This window comes from Luteibacter sp. TLI7-4A (assembly GCF_056754745.1).
In genome coordinates this window covers 3,257,375-3,273,998 of record NZ_JBPGWO010000001.1, presented here as the reverse complement: position 1 = coordinate 3,273,998, position 16,624 = coordinate 3,257,375, and the positions used below count along the sequence as shown (strand labels likewise).

18 protein-coding genes are annotated in these 16,624 nt (G+C 64.4%); 14 read left to right on the top strand and 4 right to left on the bottom strand.

The genetic code is table 11. From position 1 onward, the window contains the following. Nucleotides 1–9 precede the first annotated feature (9 nt). Complete coding sequence (locus ACR9Y6_RS14445) at nt 10–552, bottom strand: cysteine hydrolase family protein (protein WP_481281906.1); 543 nt, start codon at nt 550–552, stop codon at nt 10–12. 106 nt (nt 553–658) lie between these two features. On the opposite strand from ACR9Y6_RS14445, the gene mgrA reads away from it, so the two are divergent. Next, a complete protein-coding gene (gene mgrA / locus ACR9Y6_RS14440) occupies nt 659–1,690 on the top strand; it encodes an L-glyceraldehyde 3-phosphate reductase (RefSeq protein ID WP_481281905.1) in 1,032 nt (343 codons plus the stop codon). A gap of 281 nt (nt 1,691–1,971) precedes the next feature. Then, nucleotides 1,972–3,219 (top strand): MgtC/SapB family protein, encoded by a 1,248-nt coding sequence (locus ACR9Y6_RS14435; RefSeq protein WP_481281904.1) that lies wholly within the window; start codon nt 1,972–1,974, stop codon nt 3,217–3,219. Here ACR9Y6_RS14435 and ACR9Y6_RS14430 read toward each other — a convergent pair. Further along, on the bottom strand, nt 3,209–3,853 hold the full coding sequence (locus tag ACR9Y6_RS14430; RefSeq protein ID WP_481281903.1) for a DUF2238 domain-containing protein: 645 nt from the start codon (nt 3,851–3,853) through the stop codon (nt 3,209–3,211). The two genes, ACR9Y6_RS14435 and ACR9Y6_RS14430, sit on opposite strands and share 11 nt — an antisense overlap. Nucleotides 3,854–3,957: 104 nt before the next feature. On the opposite strand from ACR9Y6_RS14430, the gene ACR9Y6_RS14425 reads away from it, so the two are divergent. From ACR9Y6_RS14425 to ACR9Y6_RS14390, 8 genes are all read left to right on the top strand, one after another. Then, nucleotides 3,958–4,659 carry a DUF3348 domain-containing protein gene (locus ACR9Y6_RS14425; protein WP_481281902.1) on the top strand — a complete coding sequence of 234 codons (702 nt, stop codon included), beginning with the start codon at nt 3,958–3,960 and terminating at the stop codon, nt 4,657–4,659. A 10-nt stretch (nt 4,660–4,669) separates the two neighbouring features. Then, a complete protein-coding gene (locus ACR9Y6_RS14420; RefSeq protein WP_481281901.1) occupies nt 4,670–6,592 on the top strand; it encodes a DUF802 domain-containing protein in 1,923 nt (640 codons plus the stop codon). Continuing rightward, entirely contained in the window at nt 6,589–7,239 is a 651-nt protein-coding gene (locus ACR9Y6_RS14415; RefSeq protein ID WP_481281900.1) for an OmpA family protein, read from the top strand. Before ACR9Y6_RS14420 ends, ACR9Y6_RS14415 begins: the two co-directional genes overlap by 4 nt. A gap of 34 nt (nt 7,240–7,273) precedes the next feature. Continuing rightward, entirely contained in the window at nt 7,274–7,618 is a 345-nt protein-coding gene (locus ACR9Y6_RS14410; protein WP_481281899.1) for a DUF2894 domain-containing protein, read from the top strand. A gap of 90 nt (nt 7,619–7,708) precedes the next feature. Next, on the top strand, nt 7,709–8,152 hold the full coding sequence (locus ACR9Y6_RS14405; protein ID WP_481281898.1) for an SRPBCC family protein: 444 nt from the start codon (nt 7,709–7,711) through the stop codon (nt 8,150–8,152). 18 nt (nt 8,153–8,170) lie between these two features. Next, nucleotides 8,171–8,824 (top strand): glutathione S-transferase family protein, encoded by a 654-nt coding sequence (locus ACR9Y6_RS14400; RefSeq protein ID WP_481281897.1) that lies wholly within the window; start codon nt 8,171–8,173, stop codon nt 8,822–8,824. A 197-nt stretch (nt 8,825–9,021) separates the two neighbouring features. Further along, nucleotides 9,022–10,557, top strand: coding sequence for a glycoside hydrolase family 30 protein (locus tag ACR9Y6_RS14395; RefSeq protein ID WP_481281896.1), 1,536 nt, complete (start codon nt 9,022–9,024; stop codon nt 10,555–10,557). Between the two features lie 189 nt (nt 10,558–10,746). After that, nucleotides 10,747–11,106, top strand: coding sequence for a hypothetical protein (locus ACR9Y6_RS14390; RefSeq protein ID WP_481281895.1), 360 nt, complete (start codon nt 10,747–10,749; stop codon nt 11,104–11,106). A gap of 1 nt (nt 11,107) precedes the next feature. Here ACR9Y6_RS14390 and ACR9Y6_RS14385 read toward each other — a convergent pair whose 3' ends face one another. Next, entirely contained in the window at nt 11,108–11,893 is a 786-nt protein-coding gene (locus ACR9Y6_RS14385; RefSeq protein WP_481281894.1) for an SDR family NAD(P)-dependent oxidoreductase, read from the bottom strand. 131 nt (nt 11,894–12,024) lie between these two features. On the opposite strand from ACR9Y6_RS14385, the gene ACR9Y6_RS14380 reads away from it, so the two are divergent. Then, a complete protein-coding gene (locus ACR9Y6_RS14380; RefSeq protein WP_481281893.1) occupies nt 12,025–12,690 on the top strand; it encodes a TetR/AcrR family transcriptional regulator in 666 nt (221 codons plus the stop codon). A 9-nt stretch (nt 12,691–12,699) separates the two neighbouring features. Here the strand turns inward: ACR9Y6_RS14380 and ACR9Y6_RS14375 are convergent, their stop codons facing one another. Further along, nucleotides 12,700–13,797, bottom strand: coding sequence for a PQQ-dependent sugar dehydrogenase (locus ACR9Y6_RS14375; protein ID WP_481281892.1), 1,098 nt, complete (start codon nt 13,795–13,797; stop codon nt 12,700–12,702). A 217-nt stretch (nt 13,798–14,014) separates the two neighbouring features. Between ACR9Y6_RS14375 and ACR9Y6_RS14370 the strand changes: the two genes are divergently transcribed. The 3 genes from ACR9Y6_RS14370 (at nt 14,015) to ACR9Y6_RS14360 (ending at nt 16,575) form a co-directional block, all read left to right on the top strand. After that, the gene (locus ACR9Y6_RS14370) at nt 14,015–15,160 is read left to right on the top strand and encodes a sensor histidine kinase (RefSeq protein WP_481281891.1); all 1,146 of its coding nucleotides are present in this window, start codon (nt 14,015–14,017) and stop codon (nt 15,158–15,160) included. After that, nucleotides 15,157–15,990 carry a LytR/AlgR family response regulator transcription factor gene (locus tag ACR9Y6_RS14365; protein ID WP_481281890.1) on the top strand — a complete coding sequence of 278 codons (834 nt, stop codon included), beginning with the start codon at nt 15,157–15,159 and terminating at the stop codon, nt 15,988–15,990. The genes ACR9Y6_RS14370 and ACR9Y6_RS14365 overlap by 4 nt, the downstream gene beginning before the upstream one ends. A gap of 105 nt (nt 15,991–16,095) precedes the next feature. Further along, nucleotides 16,096–16,575 (top strand): nuclear transport factor 2 family protein, encoded by a 480-nt coding sequence (locus tag ACR9Y6_RS14360; RefSeq protein WP_481281889.1) that lies wholly within the window; start codon nt 16,096–16,098, stop codon nt 16,573–16,575. Nucleotides 16,576–16,624 lie beyond the last annotated feature (49 nt).

The window sequence follows — 16,624 nt, the reverse complement described above, 5'->3', positions numbered from 1 at the left end:
GACCAAGGCTCACTCGACAGGGAAGCGTATCTCCGCCGCCGCTTTCACTCTCGCGCGGGGGCCGAAGCTGCTGATATTGCTGAGTGTACGGTTGTGATGGGCAATGATCTGGGCGGCGGTGAGCACCCCGTTGTCGAGGGTCGAGTGCGCGTCCCCGGCGAGCGTGACGGGAAAGCCCAGGGCCAAGGCGCGCCGCACCGTCGTGTCGACGCAGAAATCCGTCTGTAGCCCGCAGACGACGAGGTCGGTGACTTCCAGCCGTTCCAGTACCTCGCTCAATTCCGTCCGATGGAAGGCGTCCGGCGTGGCCTTGCGCACGCGGATATCGCCATCGGCCGCCGCGAGCCCCTGGGCCAGTTGCCAACCGTCGCCGCCGAACACCAGCGAGCCTTCGTCTTCTTCGTGCTGGACGAAGATCACGCTGGCGCCGCCGATCTTCGCGTTGGCGATCAGCACGTTGATGCGTTTGAGCACGTCCTTGATGTCGAACGCTTCTTCCTCGCCGGAACAGAGCGCTTGCTGCATGTCGATGACGAGCAGGGCCGTGGTCATGTGTGCGCTTCACCCGTCTTTCGAAGATGCCGCACAGTCTGCACCTATATCCGCTTCAACGGAACGACGCGTAACATTCGGGTCTTCATTTGATGGAGCCTCGTCCGTGCCCTACCAAGCCGCATCGAATCGTTACGACAACCTCATGCCTTATCGCCGTTGCGGTCGGAGTGGCATCGACCTGCCCGCCATCTCGCTGGGCCTTTGGCAGAACTTCGGTGGCGCCGACGTCTTCGAGACCGGTCGAGCCATCCTGCGCCGCGCGTTCGATCGAGGCGTGACCCATTTCGACCTCGCGAACAATTACGGCCCGCCGTACGGGTCGGCGGAAGAGAATTTCGGCCGGGTGATGGCGAGCGACTTCGCGCCCCACCGCGACGAAATGATCATCTCCACCAAGGCCGGCTGGGACATGTGGCCGGGCCCCTACGGCGGCATCGGCGGCAGTCGGAAGTACCTCGTCGCCAGTCTCGACCAGTCGCTCAAGCGCATGGGCCTGGACTATGTCGATATCTTCTATTCGCATCGCGTCGATCCCACCACGCCCCTGGAAGAGACGATGGGGACGCTGGCGCACCTGCACCGCCAGGGCAAGGCGCTGTATGTGGGCATTTCCAGTTACTCGCCGGAACTCACGCGCAAGGCGGCCGCCATCCTGGCCGAGGAGCGCGTGCCCTTGTTCATCCACCAGCCCAACTACTCGATGTTCAACCGCTGGATCGAAGGTGGCCTGCTCGACACGCTGGAAGCATTGGGCACCGGTTGCATCGCCTTTTCGCCCTTGGCCCAGGGCTTGCTGACGTCGAAATACCTGAAGGGCATTCCCGCCGATGCGCGCGCCACCCGCGAGGGCTCGCTCGGCAAGGACCAGCTCAGCGAGGCGAACCTCGGGCGCATCCGTGCGCTCAACGCCATCGCCGAACGCCGTGGACAGACGCTGGCCCAGATGGCGATCGCCTGGTCGTTGCGCGACCCGCGCGTGACGTCCTCGCTGATCGGTGCTCGTACGGTCGAGCAACTCGACAACTCGCTCGACGCCGTGAAGGGCCTCGATTTCACGGCCGCGGAGCTGGCCGAGATCGACGTATACGCGACCGACGGCGGCACGGACCTCTGGCGCGAGTCGGCGAAACTCTAGCGCAGTCCGGGGAATCGCTTTCCCGGCATTCCATGGCGCGCGGATTGGCGTAGTCTTCCATCCACCGCACGCCGTGCGACCGCGATCCCAACGAAGGAGGCGATATGAGCAAGGGTATGGATTCGAAGAAGAGCGACAAGAAAAAGCCGGCCAAGACGATGAAGGAAAAGAAAGCCGCCAAGGACGAGAAGAAGAAGAGCCTCAAGTAGCGGCCTGACACCGGGTCGCCGCGTCCCGTTGGGGGGAGGAACGATGAGCCCTGTCGCAAAGGAACCGGCCGCATGATGTCCATGGATATCGGTGCGGCCATTTACGGCATGGGTGCCGCGTTGATCGTCGGCTTGCTGGTCGGCCTGGAGCGCGAGCGCGCCAAGGGTGAGGGGCCGGAGCGCGAGCCCGCGGGTATCCGTACGTTCGCGTTGCTCGGCATTTGCGGAGCTGTCGCCACCCTTCTCGGCGCGGTGGCCACCGCCGTTGCCGGACTCGCGATCGGCACGATGATGTTCGCCTCCTATCGCCGTACCCGCGACCGCGACCCGGGCCTGACCACCGAGATCGCCATGCTGGCGACCTTCCTGCTCGGTGCCCTCGCGATGTCGTCGCCGCCGATGGCGTGCGGCGTGGGTGCCGCCGTGGCCATCGTTCTCGCCAGCAAGCGCCGTCTCCACCACATCAGCAGGCACCTGATCAGCGCGCAGGATCTGCACGACCTCCTGCTGCTGGCGGGAGCGACTTTCATCGTGCTTCCCCTGTTGCCGGACCGTACGCTCGACCCCTGGCATGCGCTCAACCCATATCGCCTGTGGCTCCTGGTGGTCGCGGTGATGGCGGTTTCGGCCGTCGGCTACGTCATGTTGCGGGCGCTCGGCTCACGCTCGGCGGTCGCGTTTGCCGGGCTGGCGGGCGGTTTCGTGTCGAGCACGGCCACGATCGTGGCCATGGGCGATCGGGCACGCGCCACCCCGGAGGTGGTCGCGGCGGCAGCCAGCGGAGGAGTGGCGTCGAACGTCGCCACGTTCGCGCAGTTGGCGGTGGTCGTCGGCATGCTCTCTCCGCCTCTGCTTGCCCATCTGGCCCTGCCGCTGGCGGTGGCGGGAGGCGTTGCCATCGGCATGGCCCTCCTGCTCGGCTTTCGCTCCAGTGCATCGCCTTCCGACACCGCGGCCTTCGCCGGCAAGCGTCCGTTCGAGCCGCTGTCCGCCATTCGTTTCATGCTCATGTTCGCCGGCATCATCTTGTTGGCGGCCATCGTTCGGGATCATCTGGGAAGTACCTCGATACCCTGGGTGCTGGCGATGTCGGGTATCGCGGATGTCCATGCGGCCGCGGCGTCGGCCGCGCAAATGGTTTCGTCCGGTGAAGCCGCGATCGAGATGGGCGAGCAGGGCGTATTGGCGGCGCTGGTGGCGAATACCCTGCTCAAATGCGCGCTCGCGGTGCTCCGTGGAGGTCGTGGGTATGCGCTGCGCCTGGTGCCGTGCGTGCTCGCCGCCACGGCGGCCTTCACGATCGTGCTCGCTATCGATTGACCGACGGCCCGGCTTCGAAGGGGAGCCGTCGTGTCACGCCGAGGAACACCATGGTCACGATGCTGCCCAGCGACGCCAGCAGCATGTCCTGCTGCGCGTCCCACACATCGCCTTGCGTACCCAGGTATTCCTGGCCCAGGCCATCGCCGAACGCGGTGGCCGCGGCCCATTCGATCAGTTCATAGATCAAGGCGTGGGACATGATGAAGGTGACCGGCAGGATCCAGCGCCATATGCCCTGCGGCGGTGCCCGCCGCGCGAAGAGTTCGACGGCCGCGGGAGTGACCAGCAATCCATAGGAGAAATGGACGAGGCGGTCGAAGTGATTGCGCGTCAGGCCGAGGAGCCCGTTCAGGGTCACGCCGAAGACCCCGGCGAACCACTCGTCGTAGGGAACGTTCGAATACGTGTAGTGCGCCCCGATCTCGTGCAGGGCCAGGAACACGAAGAGCGACACACAGGTGGCGTTGGAGAAATGCAGCCGGCGGTAGCCCACGACCAGCAGCGGCAGGGCTATCGCGACGACGGCGTTCTCGAGGAGCCAGTTCGCCCAGAGGGCCGGCCTGATGGCCGAAATCGCGATAACGAGGATCGAGCCCGCCAGCAGGGCGGATGGGACGCGGCCGCGGTTCATGGCGTGCAAATCAGCTTCCCCATCCGAGGTATCCATGACGTCGTCGCGTGGGATCTACGATATCCGAGGCAAGAGGTGAAATAAAAGAGTAAAATCAGCCTCTTTTGACCAGCAGAACCGTGCAATCTTCCCAACGGACGATGGTCCGGGGACCGACGTTCATCCGCCTGCTCGCCCGGCTCACGGACGTCGAGACCCCTCCATCCAGCCAATCGCTGTCGGACCGGTTGAGCCAATGGCTCGAGTGGACCCACGCCATCGCCCTCTCCACGGCTCTCGATGGCACGCCATCGGCACCGGCCGAGGACGTGCCGGCTTTTGGCGGCGCGCAGGAGGATGAGTGCGCGCGCGCCAGGGCATCCCTGGTAAACGCCATCATGGGGGCGCGCGAACTGGCTCTTTCCGGCGATCGCGAAACCGGGCGGGGCGTCGGCGTGGACGAGACAGCCGACTACACGCTGTTCCGTCAACGCTACCTGGCCCTGCAAAGGTCGATGCAGGCCACCACGGGCCAGTTGCGGGGCCGCCTGCGGGACATGCTCGTGGCGACATCGCCCGCGCTGGCCCGGTTGGCGGAGGTCGACGCGGTGATGGAACTCGCACTCAGCCCGCGCGAGCAAAAATTGCTGGGTGCCGTGCCCGCCGTGCTCGGGAGGCACTTCGATCGTCTCCGCCAGCGGGAACAGGCGGGGGCGGGCGCATGGATGGACGTATTCCGAAAGGATATGCGGAGCGTCTTGCTCGCCGAACTGGATGTTCGTTTTCAACCGGTCGACGGCCTGCTTGCAGCGCTGCGCGCCAGCTAATTGGGTAGTCATGTTCAGAAATCTTCTTTACTTCGCCGTGTTCCTCATCGGTCTCGCGGCCATCGGCTGGATCGGCATCGGCTATGTCGGTTCGAACCCGCTGGGTGCCGCGGTCGCGGGGCTGATCGGTGCCTGTTACCTCGTCGGCGCCGTCGAATTGCACCGTTATCGCCAGGCCACGCGGTCGCTGCGGCTGGCGGTGGCCGATCTGTCCGCGCCGCCGCCGAGCCTGGCGGCCTGGCTCGAACCCTTGCACACGAGCCTGCGGAACGCGGTGCGCCTGCGCATCGAAGGCGCGCGCGCGGCCATGCCCGCGCCGGCATTGACGCCTTACCTGGTCGGGTTGCTGGTCTTGCTGGGCATGCTGGGCACGCTGCTGGGCATGATGGCGACGCTGAGGGGAACCGGCATCGCGCTGGAAAGCGCGACGGACTTGCAGGCGATCCGTGGCTCGCTCGCGGCGCCGGTGAAGGGTCTTGGCTTCGCCTTCGGCACGTCGATCGCGGGCGTGGCCAGTTCCGCGATGCTCGGGCTGCTCTCGGCCTTATGCAGGCGCGAACGGCTCGAGGCGGTACAGCTGCTCGACATGAAGATCGCCACGACCCTGCGCATCCACTCCCAGGCGCACCAGCGTGAGGAAGCCTTCAGGCTTCTGCAACAGCAGGCCGAGTCGATGCCCGTCCTGGTCGACCGCCTGCAAGCGATGATGGCGGCTATCGAAAAGAACAGTCTCGCCGCCAGCGATCGCCAGCTCGCGAACCAGGAAGCATTCCACGCCTCGACCGATGCGATGTACGCGCGCCTCGCGTCATCGGTCGAGGCATCGTTGAAGGACAGTGTCTCCGAAAGCGCGCGCGCGGCGAGCGCGACGCTCCAGCCGGTCATCGACGCCACCATGGCCGGGCTCGCGCGTGAAGCGGCATCGTTGCACGACACCGTGACGAAGGCCGTGCAGCGGCACCTCGACGGCCTTACAGCGGGCTTCCAGGCATCCACGGCGACCGTCGCCAGCCTCTGGAACGATGCCCTGGCGGAGCAACGTCGTACGAACGAGACCGTGGCGAACGATCTGCGCGGCTCGCTGGAAGCGTTCACCCAGACTTTCGAAGAGCGTTCGACGAACCTCGTGGAAACGCTCTCGACGCGTTTCGAGGCCGCTTCGCATGGGGCGGCCGCGGTGTTCGAGCGGCATGCCACGTCCCTCGTCGAAACCGTTCGCCAATCCCATGCGGGCCTGCAGGACGTCCTGGCATCGCGCGACGAAGAACGGCTCGCGTTGTGGACCGATACGCTCGCCCGCGCCGCCGGCGACATCACGGCACAGACCAAGGCGGATGCCAGCGCCACCATCGCCGAGATTTCACGCCTCGTGGAAACCGCTTCCGAGGCACCCAGGGTTGCCGCTGAAGTCGTCGCCGAACTGCGACAGAAACTCTCCGACAGCATGGTGCGCGATACGGCGATGCTCGACGAGCGCAGCCGTTTGCTGGCGACGCTGGAAACCCTGCTCGATGCCGTGAACCACGCGTCGACCGAGCAACGTGCCGCCGTGGATGCGCTGGTGGCGACGTCGGCCGACCTGCTGGAGCGTGTAGGTACGCGATTCACCGACCAGATCGAAGCCGAGACCGGCAAGCTGGCTTCGGTCGCCGCACAGGTCACCGGCGGCGCCGTCGAGGTGGCCGGCCTGGCCGAAGCATTCGGCGCGGGTGTCGAGTCGTTCGGCAAGTCCAACGAGGCCTTGATGGAACGCCTCGAACAGATCGCCATCGCATTGGACAATTCGCTCGTGCGCAGCGACGAACAACTCGCGTACTACGTGGCGCAGGCAAGGGAAGTCGTCGATCTCAGCGTGCTCTCGCAAAAGCAGATCCTGGACGACATGCAGCGGCTCGCCGCGCAGCGCATGCCGGCCATGGACGAAACGGCATGAGTGACGACATCGAATTCGAATCGGAATCGGCCGCACCGATCTGGGCCGCGTTCGGCGACCTGATGTCGGTGCTGCTGGGCGCCTTCGTGTTGATCCTCGTGGGCGTGATCGGCATGCAGCTGCAACTCTCGATCCGCCTGGATGAAGAGGTCAAGCAGCGACAGGCCGAAGCGCAGCGCCGCATGACGCTCGAACAGGCCTTGGCGGTGCCGCTCGCGGCGGGCCGCGTGACGCTCGTCGACGGGCGCATCGGCATTCGCGGCAGCGTGTTGTTCGCGCTGAACTCCGACCAGCTCCAGCCCGAAGGGCGCGAGCTCCTGAAGAGCCTTGCGGCGCCGCTCACCCAATACCTCGCCTCGCGAAACGAGGTGCTCATGGTCAGTGGCTTCACCGATGACCAGCCGGTGCGCGACAGCAACCGGCACTTCGCCGATAACTGGGAGTTGTCCGCGCAACGTGCCCTTACGGTAACGCGTGCGCTGATCGCCGAGGGGGTTCCCGCGCCGTCCGTGTTCGCCGCCGCGTTCGGTTCCGAACAGCCTGTGAGCACGAACGCCAGCGAGGACGGCCGTGCGAAAAACCGGCGCGTGGAGATAGCACCGATTCCGAAACCGTCGACGGCCAGCGTGGCGTCCCATGGACCGTAGTGCGTCGCGCGCTCGCGGTCCGCTGGGGCGGTTGGTGGACGAGTTCGCCGGCGACCCGGCGTCCAGCGCCTATCCCGAGCTGCCCGCGCTCGAGGATTTCCGGAAAATATGGTCGGGCCTGCGCGCCGAAAGCCAGCTGCGGCAGACGCTGGACTACGTTCCCCGGAACGCGGGTCCGCTCAACTCGAACGCCCTGGTGCACCGGTCGATCGAGCTCATGCGCGAGTTGTCGCCGGGATACCTGAGGCAGTTCCTTTCCTACGTCGATGACCTGGCGTGGATCGAGCGGGTGGCGGCCGGTGGTCCCTCGGGGGAAAAGGACGCCCCTCAGGCGGCGAGCATAGGGAAGCGGGCCAAGGGCAAGCGCGTTCGTCGGTAGCCCCGATGACTCTTTGAGAACGGATGTCGATTTGGGATATCCCCGTTCGTCGTAGGCAATGAGGACTCCACCTCGCCACGAGAATTTCCCATGACCGGCACTGTTCGCTTGCACCGTGTATTCACCGCCCCGCCCGAGCGCATCTACCGCGCCTTCCTCGATGCCGCCGCCACGTCCAAGTGGCTGCCGCCCGATGGCTTCACCTGCACCGTGCACGAACTGGATGCGCGGGTCGGAGGTAAGTATCGGATGACGTTCACGAATTTCTCCACCGGCAACGGCCACAGCTTCGGCGGCACCTACCTGGAACTGGTGCCGAACGAGCGTATCGTCCACGACGACCGTTTCGACGACCCCAACCTGCCCGGTAGCATGGTCACGACGATCAGCCTGCGCGCCGTGTCCTGTGGGACCGACGTGCAGATCGTCCAGGAGGGGATTCCCGACATGATCCCGGTCGAGCAGTGCTATCTCGGCTGGCAGGAGTCGCTGACCTTGCTCGAGCGACTGGTCGAAGTGGCGATACCGGACTGACCCAAAGGACATTCACGCATGAGCATTGTCATCACCGCGTTCGAGCGCTCCCCCGACGGCGGCATGGGCCTGGCGCGCGATACGCGCGTGCGCTGGGCGCTTGAGGAAGTCGGCCAGCCCTACGAGGTCCGCCTCGTGTCCTTCGGCGCCATGAAGGAGCCCGCGCATCTGGGCCTCCATCCATTCGGCCAGATTCCCACCTATGAGGAAGGCGAGCTCGTGCTGTTCGAGAGCGGCGCGATCATCTTCCATCTCGCCGACCGCTACATGGGTTTGTTGCCGGAGGATGCCAATGCCCGCGCGCGCGCGATCACCTGGATGTTCGCCGCGCTCAACACCGTGGAGCCGCCGATCCTGGAACTGGTGACGGCCAGGTTCATCGAGGGCGACAAGCCCTGGACCCAGGAGCGCCTCCCCCTGATCGCGGATCGCATCCGTGGGCGGCTGGATCGGCTTGCTGCCCGCCTGGGCGGTGCCGATTGGCTGGATGGCGCGTTCAGCGCTGGCGACCTGACGATGGTATCGGTGCTGCTCAGGTTGAGGCCATCGGGAATCCTGGCGGAATTCCCGAGCCTTGCCGCCTATGTCGCCCGCGGCGAAGCGCGTCCGGCATACCAGCGGGCGTTCGCTGCCCAGTTGGCGATCAACGCCGCTCCAGCCAATGCACCCTGAGCCAGGGGCTCGTGTCCTCGCTGCCCAGCCGTTGCATGATCCGAACGGATTCGCCATATATCGAGGCTCGGGGCTAGTAATATGGCTCCATGTTTCGACGTGAAAGCCGGGAAGCTTCGTGGTCCTAGTGAAAGGCAAGGCGAGCATCGGGATCCGCGGGCATCATGGCTGAGCGGCGGCCGGATTCCCACCGGACGGTGGCCATCTTCATCGCCTTGATCTCGCTGCTCAGCGTGGCAGCCCTGTATGCACCGCGCTTCGTGCAGCCGACATTGGGGGCACAAGCCGCTTCGCCGGTGCGGCCGATCATGCCGGCGGTCGAAGTCTGGCTGAGTACCGCCGATCACCGCCTGAAGCTGGCGCCACAGCCCGATATCGACACGAGGCCTCACGACGCCACGCCAGCCGACATCGTTGTCGACGTCGGCACCAGGTACCAGACCATGACGGGGTTTGGCGCGGCCATGACCGACTCCTCGGCATGGCTTCTCCAGAACACGTTGAACGCACTGCAACGCCGCGCGCTGTTGCGCGAGTTGTACGGTCCACCGCCGAACCTCAACCTGAACATGATGCGCCTGATCGTCGGTGCCTCGGACTTCTCGTTGAGGCTGTATACGCTGGACGATATTCCCTTCGGCCAGACCGATCCGCAGTTGGAGCACTTCAACGTCGCGCCAAACCTCCAGGACGTGATACCGGTGGTGCGCGAAGTCCTCTCCATCCATCCGGACATGCTGATCGTCGCCTCGCCATGGAGTGCGCCGGCGTGGATGAAGACCAACGAAAACCTGATTGGCGGGGAGTTGCTGGAGCAGTACGAGAGCACGTACGCGGATTACCTCGTCAAGTATCTCGATGCCTATCGCAGCCATGGCATTCCCATATTCGCCCTGACCTTGCAGAACGAGCCCGCTTATTCACCCATCAGCTACCCCGGCATGGTGATGGGTGCGGAGACGCGTGCGCGGATCGTCGCCAGGTACCTCGGGCCGAAGCTTGCCGGGCGGAAGCCGAAGACGGCCATCCTGGACTGGGACCACAACTGGAGCCACCCGGAGCAGCCGTTGAGTGTCCTGGCCAACGCCGATGCCGCGCGCTACATCGATGGCGTGGCCTGGCATTGCTACGAGGGCAGCCAGCATGAGCAGGGCCGCGTGCACCGCCAGTATCCCGACAAGGGTGCGTATATCACCGAGTGTTCGGGCGGCGACTGGCCGCTGAACATGAATGGCGAACTGCTTTGGTTCACCCGAAACCTGCTGGTCACGGGAACCCGCCAATGGGCCCGTGGCGTCATCTACTGGAACCTGGCGCTGGACGAGAACCACGGTCCGCACTTCGGCGGATGCCTGGCTTGCAAGGGCGTGATCACGATCGACTCGCAGACCGGCGCGGTGACTCGCAACGACGAGTACTACGCGCTGGCACACTTCAGCACGTTCGTCCTGCCGGGTGCCACGCGAGTGAAATCCAACGACACGGATGCCGACAAGGGGATCGCCAACGTGGCCTTCCAGAACGAATTCGACGGGTCGATCGTCCTGGTGATGGTGAACATCAATACGGCGGCGCGTCCTGTTTCGGTGACGGATGGGCGGTTCCGGTTCGAGTACACGATGCCGGCGGAGAGCGTGGTCACCTTCGTGTGGAATCCGGACCTGCCGGGCGCGTTGGTGCGACGGGCCCTGCGATGGCTGGGTGGGGCTGGTGTTCCAGCACGGGTGGAGTGAGTATGAAGAACCCGCCTGGAAAGGAGTGGAGATGAGATTCCTGCCGAGAGTCCATGTACTAGCGTTCGCTATCATGGCGTTCGCGATCACCTTGTCCGCCGCAGCCCGGACGTCGGAAGCTGCGCTTCCGACGCATTCAGCAGCCTCCCCCTGTTCGGAAGCTGGTCGCTCGATACATCACGTCTACCGATGCCGCCCGACCAGCGCCCGAAGAGCGTCACGTTTACGTTCGCCGATGCAGGCGGCGGAAAGTGGCTCACGCACGTCGACATCATCTATGCGTCGGGCGAGAAAGTCAGCGCGGTTTCCACGGCTGCGCTGGATGGAACGTACGCGATCATCGAGAACAGTCCGGAAGCCGACCATGTCGCACTGGAACGGCCGGCGCCCAACGTCCTGGTCATGGCGTTGCAGAAGGACGGCGTTCTTGTGTCGACGCGAATCTATTCCGTATGGCCAGACGGACGTGACCTCGTCGAGACCGTGGTTTATCCAGGAACCAACCGTACGCCCGTCATGCGTGCCAACTACTTCACGCGCGTTCGCTAATTCAGCCGTTCATGATGCGGGCAAAGAGCGCCTGGTGCAGCCATCGTGGCGTCGCCCACACCATCGCCACGGCCGCCTTGTTGTTGAAGCCCGGGACGACACTGATGCGGCCTGTATCGAGCGCACGGATGCCAACTCGTACCACCGGTTCGGGCTTCATCATCAGCAGCTTGAGCCCCAGCGTGATCTTTTGCTTCGCGGCCTGGGCAAAGCCGGTGTCGGAAATGCCGGGGCATAGCGTCGTAACCATCACGCCGTCACGTTTGAATTCGCGGTGCAGCGCCTCGCCCAGACGAAGCACATAGGCCTTGGAAGCACCGTAGACGGCCATGTCTTTCACGCCGAAGTAAGACAACAAACTGGCGACGAGCAGGATCTTTCCATGGCCTCGCTGGCGCATGTCTTCACCGAAGAGCCGTGTCATGAGTGTCAGGCTCGCGATGTCCAACTGCACCATGTCCAGGATGCTTTGCCGCGGCGAGTCGAGGAAGGCGCCTTGCAAGCCATGCCCCGCGTTGTTGATCAGGATCTCGATCGCGATTCCGCGCTCGCGAAGGTTCGTGTGCAGCCCCTCGACGGCGGCCAGGTCCGACAGATCGACCTGCTCCGTGATGACCTCCACGCCGTAGGTCTGGCGAAGCGTCGCGGCCAGGGCTTCCAGCCGATCGAGCCGGCGTGCGGCCAGAACCAGCGAATGGCCCTTGGCGGCGTACTGCTTGGCGAATTCTTCGCCAAATCCGCTGGATGCGCCTGTTACGAGGACCCACGTACCGACGTTGGTAGCCATGATGCTTACTCTTGTTGAGGTCACGGTGAACTAGAGGGTGGCCTCCATCCCGCGTTTCGGGCAGAATTGAAGACCGTCAGTCTCTAATATAGCAGACCATCGGTCTTTTGCAACTGCAAGGTGATTCCCGCATGACCTCGTCCCCTTCCTACGTACGCGCCCGCTCCCCCGAGCAGAAGGAAGAGCGCCGCCGGCACCTGCTGGCTACCGCACGGGCCATGCTGTTGCAGGACCCTGATGTCCTCGATCTCGGAATCAACGAGCTCGCCCGCCAGGCGGAGATGACGAAGTCGAACGTCTACCGGTATTTCGAAAGTAGCGAAGCCGTGCTGATGGATCTGCTTGTCGAGGAATTCGCGGGGTGGCACGCGGACTTGGGCGCGGCACTGGATCGTGGCGGCAAGAACGAGGGAAGTGTCGAACACATCGCCCGCGTCTTCGCCTCGACGATCGTCGTCCGTCCGTTGCTTTGCCGCCTGATCAGCATCTTGCCGTCCATTCTCGAGCGCAAGGTGTCATTCGAACGCATGGTCGAGATCAAAGGCAATCTGCTGGCGATTCGTCAACGAACGGCGCAGGACTTCCATGCCCGGGTGCCTGACATATCGACGCAGGCGTTCGATCAGGTGGTGAAGCATGCGCTGCCACTCATCATCGGCTTGTGGCCGCTGAGCAACCCGACAGGAATCGCCGCGCAAGTGATCGAGCAACCGGGCTTGCGAAGCCTGCGTTACGACTTCGAACACGATCTCGAACACGCCATGCTGGCCTTGATGCGGGGAGTGACGCAGGCATGAGGCCTTGAATCACGATCGTCGCTCCAGCCGTAGCAATCGTCCGTCGGATTCGTCGGTGAGCAGGTAGACGGTACCGTCCGGTGCCTGCTTCACGTTGCGCAGGCGCACACCGGTGAGCAGCACCTCCTCGCCGACCACGCGATCGCCCTGCAGGTCCAGCCGGAGCAAGCTACCTGTACTCAGGCCCGCCAGGAGCAGGTCATCGCGCCATTCCGGAAACTGCTTCCCACTGTAAACGGCCAGTCCGGCGGGTGCGATGGTGCGATCCGTCCAGGTCCATGCCGGCGCGGTGTAGGTCGCGCCCGGTAGCGTCTGCGGCACATATCCAGCATCGCGGTGGCGGCCCGCCGTATGCACGGGCCATCCATAGTTCGCATGGGGCCGCAGCAGGTTGATCTCGTCGCCCCGCGTGGCCCCGTGCTCGGACATCCAGATGCGTCCGTCACCCGCCTGCGCCAATCCCTGCGCGGAGCGGATGCCCAGCGCATAAATCCCCGGCACCGCGCCCTTGCCGAAATCGGGATTGCCGCGCGCCGGCTTGCCATCCAGGTTGAAGCGGTAGATCTTGCCGCGTCGATCCGTGGGGTCCTGCGACACGGGTAGCGGAGGGTTGCTGCTTTCGCGGAAATGGCGCTCGCCGATGGTCATGTAAAGGTGACGCTGGCGATCGATCAGCAGTCCACCGCCGTAATGGAAGCGTTCTGACGAGCGCGGCGTGGCGTCGAAGAGCGGTCGCACGTCGACAAGGCGATCGTCGAGCAGGCGGGCCGTGGACAGGCGGGTCGTCGTGCCATCCGCGCCACGCGATGTATACGTGAAATAGATGCGATGGTTGCGGGCGAAGTCCGGGTGCAACACCACGTCGAACAGGCCGACATTGTCACCGCGTCCCTGCGCGGCGTTTTCCAGGTCGTCGGGCATGCCCGCGATCGGATGTTTCCCGCCCTCGGGAGTCACCCGGACCAGTCCGCCTTCTTTCTCGCTGACCAGGAAGTCGCCTTGGGGAAGGAAGGCCATCGACCAGGGACGCCGGAGGCCGGTCGCAACCGGAACCGTTTCCACCTGGGCGGTCGCCATGTTCGCGGCCAGGATCAGTTCGAGCAGCATCGACGACTCCTTTGGTATGGTGCCTCGCGGCCCGTGTCGGGCACGCATCGGGTGGAAGGAGGGGACAGGCACATGTCGTCCACGAGGCTAGCGGTTGCGGAGGCACCCGGTAGGGCGTTTGCGCCGAAGCGTTGTGCGCGCGCGCCGAACCGAATCGCCGTGGCCACCCGGCGAAGGTGTCCCGTCTATGCTGCCGATAGGTCCACCATCTACCGCCATGACTCCTGATTCCGTCGCGCCGAACGATCCCACGTCGCCCCAGCCCGCTACCGGGTTGCCGCCGGTAAGGTCGGCGGGTGCGTTGTTCTGGTGGCTACACACGGGCGGCTGGGGCGGCGTGTTCCTGGTCAACTATTTTTCCGCACTCGCCAACGGGAAGCCGGCCGAGTACTGGACGGTGTTGCTCGCCGTGGCCGTTACCGGCTTCCTCGGCACGCTTGGACTGCGTTACCTGTTGCGCGCCTGCGGTGATCGGCCACCGGCGCGAGTGGCATTGCTGATGATCGTACCGGCGGTGCTGACCGCCGCGGCGATGGGGCTCACCTACAAGATGGTGACCGACCTGGAATGGTGCCGCCGATGCCTGCCCTTCACCGGTTTCGGCTATTTCACCTACGTGATCAGCCAGCTCTACGTGGTGGTGGGGTGGGCCAGCCTTTACCTGGTCATGACCACCTGGCGCAAACTTCGCATGCAGACCGAAGCGGCCTTGGCCGCGACCGCGATGGCCCACCAGGCGCAGCTGAAAATGCTGCGCTACCAGTTGAACCCGCACTTCCTGTTCAACACCCTCAATGCGATCTCGACGTTGGTGCTCGATCGCGACAACGCCACCGCCAATCGGATGGTGCAGGGCTTGAGCGCCTTCCTTCGACATTCGCTCGATGCCGATCCGATGCAGCGGGTGACGCTGAAGCAGGAACTGGATGCGATCGGGCTGTACCTGGATATCGAAAAGACCCGTTTCGCCGAGCGTCTTCGCGTGGATGTCCGGATCGATCCTTCGTGCTGGTCGGCGCTGCTGCCGAGCCTGCTGTTGCAGCCATTGGTGGAGAACGCCATCAAGTATTCGGTGATCAAGCGAGTGGAGGGCGGCACGATCGGACTGTATGCGGTCCGCGAAGGCGATCACCTGAAACTGTCCGTCATCGACGATGGCCCCGGGTGGCCGGAGCTGGACCACGATGGTGGATGGGAAGGCAGCGCGGTACATGGCAACCGCGTCGGCCTGGCCAATACGCGTGGCCGCCTGCGTGTGCTGTATGGGGAGCAGCAGAGTTTCCGGTTGCGTAATCGGGATGAGGGCGGCTTCGAGGTGATCATGAGGCTACCGTTCGAGAGTTCGGGAGCGCCACGGCAATGACCATGTCCAAAGACACGCGCGAAAGGACGATACGGACATTGCTCGTCGATGACGAGCCCTTGGCCCGTCGCGGCCTGGAACTGCGACTGGCCGGGGAGAGTGACATCCTTATCGTTGGCGAGGCCGGTGACGGCGCGGCGGCGATACGTGCGGTGTCCGAGCACGCGCCGGACCTGCTGTTTCTCGACGTACAGATGCCCGGACTCGATGGCTTCGCGACCCTGCGTGCCATCCCTGCGCAGCAGATGCCGCTGGTGGTGTTCGTTACCGCGTATGACCACTACGCACTCGACGCATTCGAAGCGAGCGCGGTGGATTACCTGCTGAAGCCGGTGGACGACAGCCGTTTGCATCAGGCCTTGTTCCGGGTGCGCGAAGCACTGGACCGGCGTGAGGCAAGCGATCATCGCGCCCGATTGCTTGGCCTGATCGGTGTACTCAGTGGCCGCCCGGCGTTGACCCTGGATGAGGCGCTTGAAGCCAGCGATGCGCAGGGATGGAGTGATCCGGATGCGCCCCTGGCTATTCGCGATGGTGCGACCACGTTGCGCTTGCCGCGTGCAAGCATCCGTTGGGTCGATGCGGCGGGCGACTACCTCTGCATCCACACCGATCGAGACACGCATGTGTTGCGTGCGACCTTGAGCCACTTGGAGAAGCGCCTGCACCCCGCTCGCTTTCCACGAATCCACCGTTCTACACTGGTCAATGCGGCGCGTGTCGTCGCCCTTCGACCGCACCTCAACGGAGAGTATTTCCTGACCCTGGACTGTGGACAGGAACTCAAGTTGTCACGCAGCTATCGCGATAGGCTCGCGTTGTTCAAATGAGGTAGCGAAAGGTATTGCGCCGAAGCGTGCGAAATCCGCGGTGAAAGCGATTGTCCGAAGGGCCATCGCCAGACATCCTGCGTCGACTTCCCACGGAGACGCGCCATGAATCAGCAACGGATTCGCAGCCTGCTCGCAGGCGCCCTCATCATCCTCACCGCGGGCGCGCATGCCGCACCCGTCGACCCACCGGCGATGCGCCAAACGACGCAGCAGGACCCCGCAGCGCAGGAAGGCATGAGGCAGGCCATCCAGCACTACTTCAGCGGGCAGGCCACCGGCGAGGCATCGCACATGCGCCTGGCCTTCCTGCCGAGTGCGCGGATCGAGAGCGTGCGCGATGGCAAGTTCACGTCGCTGTCCCTGGACGAGTTCTGTGCGTTCTTCAAGGGCAAGGTGGCGGAGAATGAAGCCTCGCGCGTGCGGACCATCGATTTCATGGATGCTTCGGGTAACGCGGGAACCGCGCGGATCACCCTGGACTATGGCGCCGTCGTGATTACCGACTATTTCTTGCTGCTGAAGGTCGGCGACGAGTGGAAGATCGCGAACAAGGTTTCGTATTTTGGCCGGCGGTCCGCATAGCTTCCCTCCTTCAATGCTGGGCGAATGAGATCTCGCGGGGCCGGTGAGG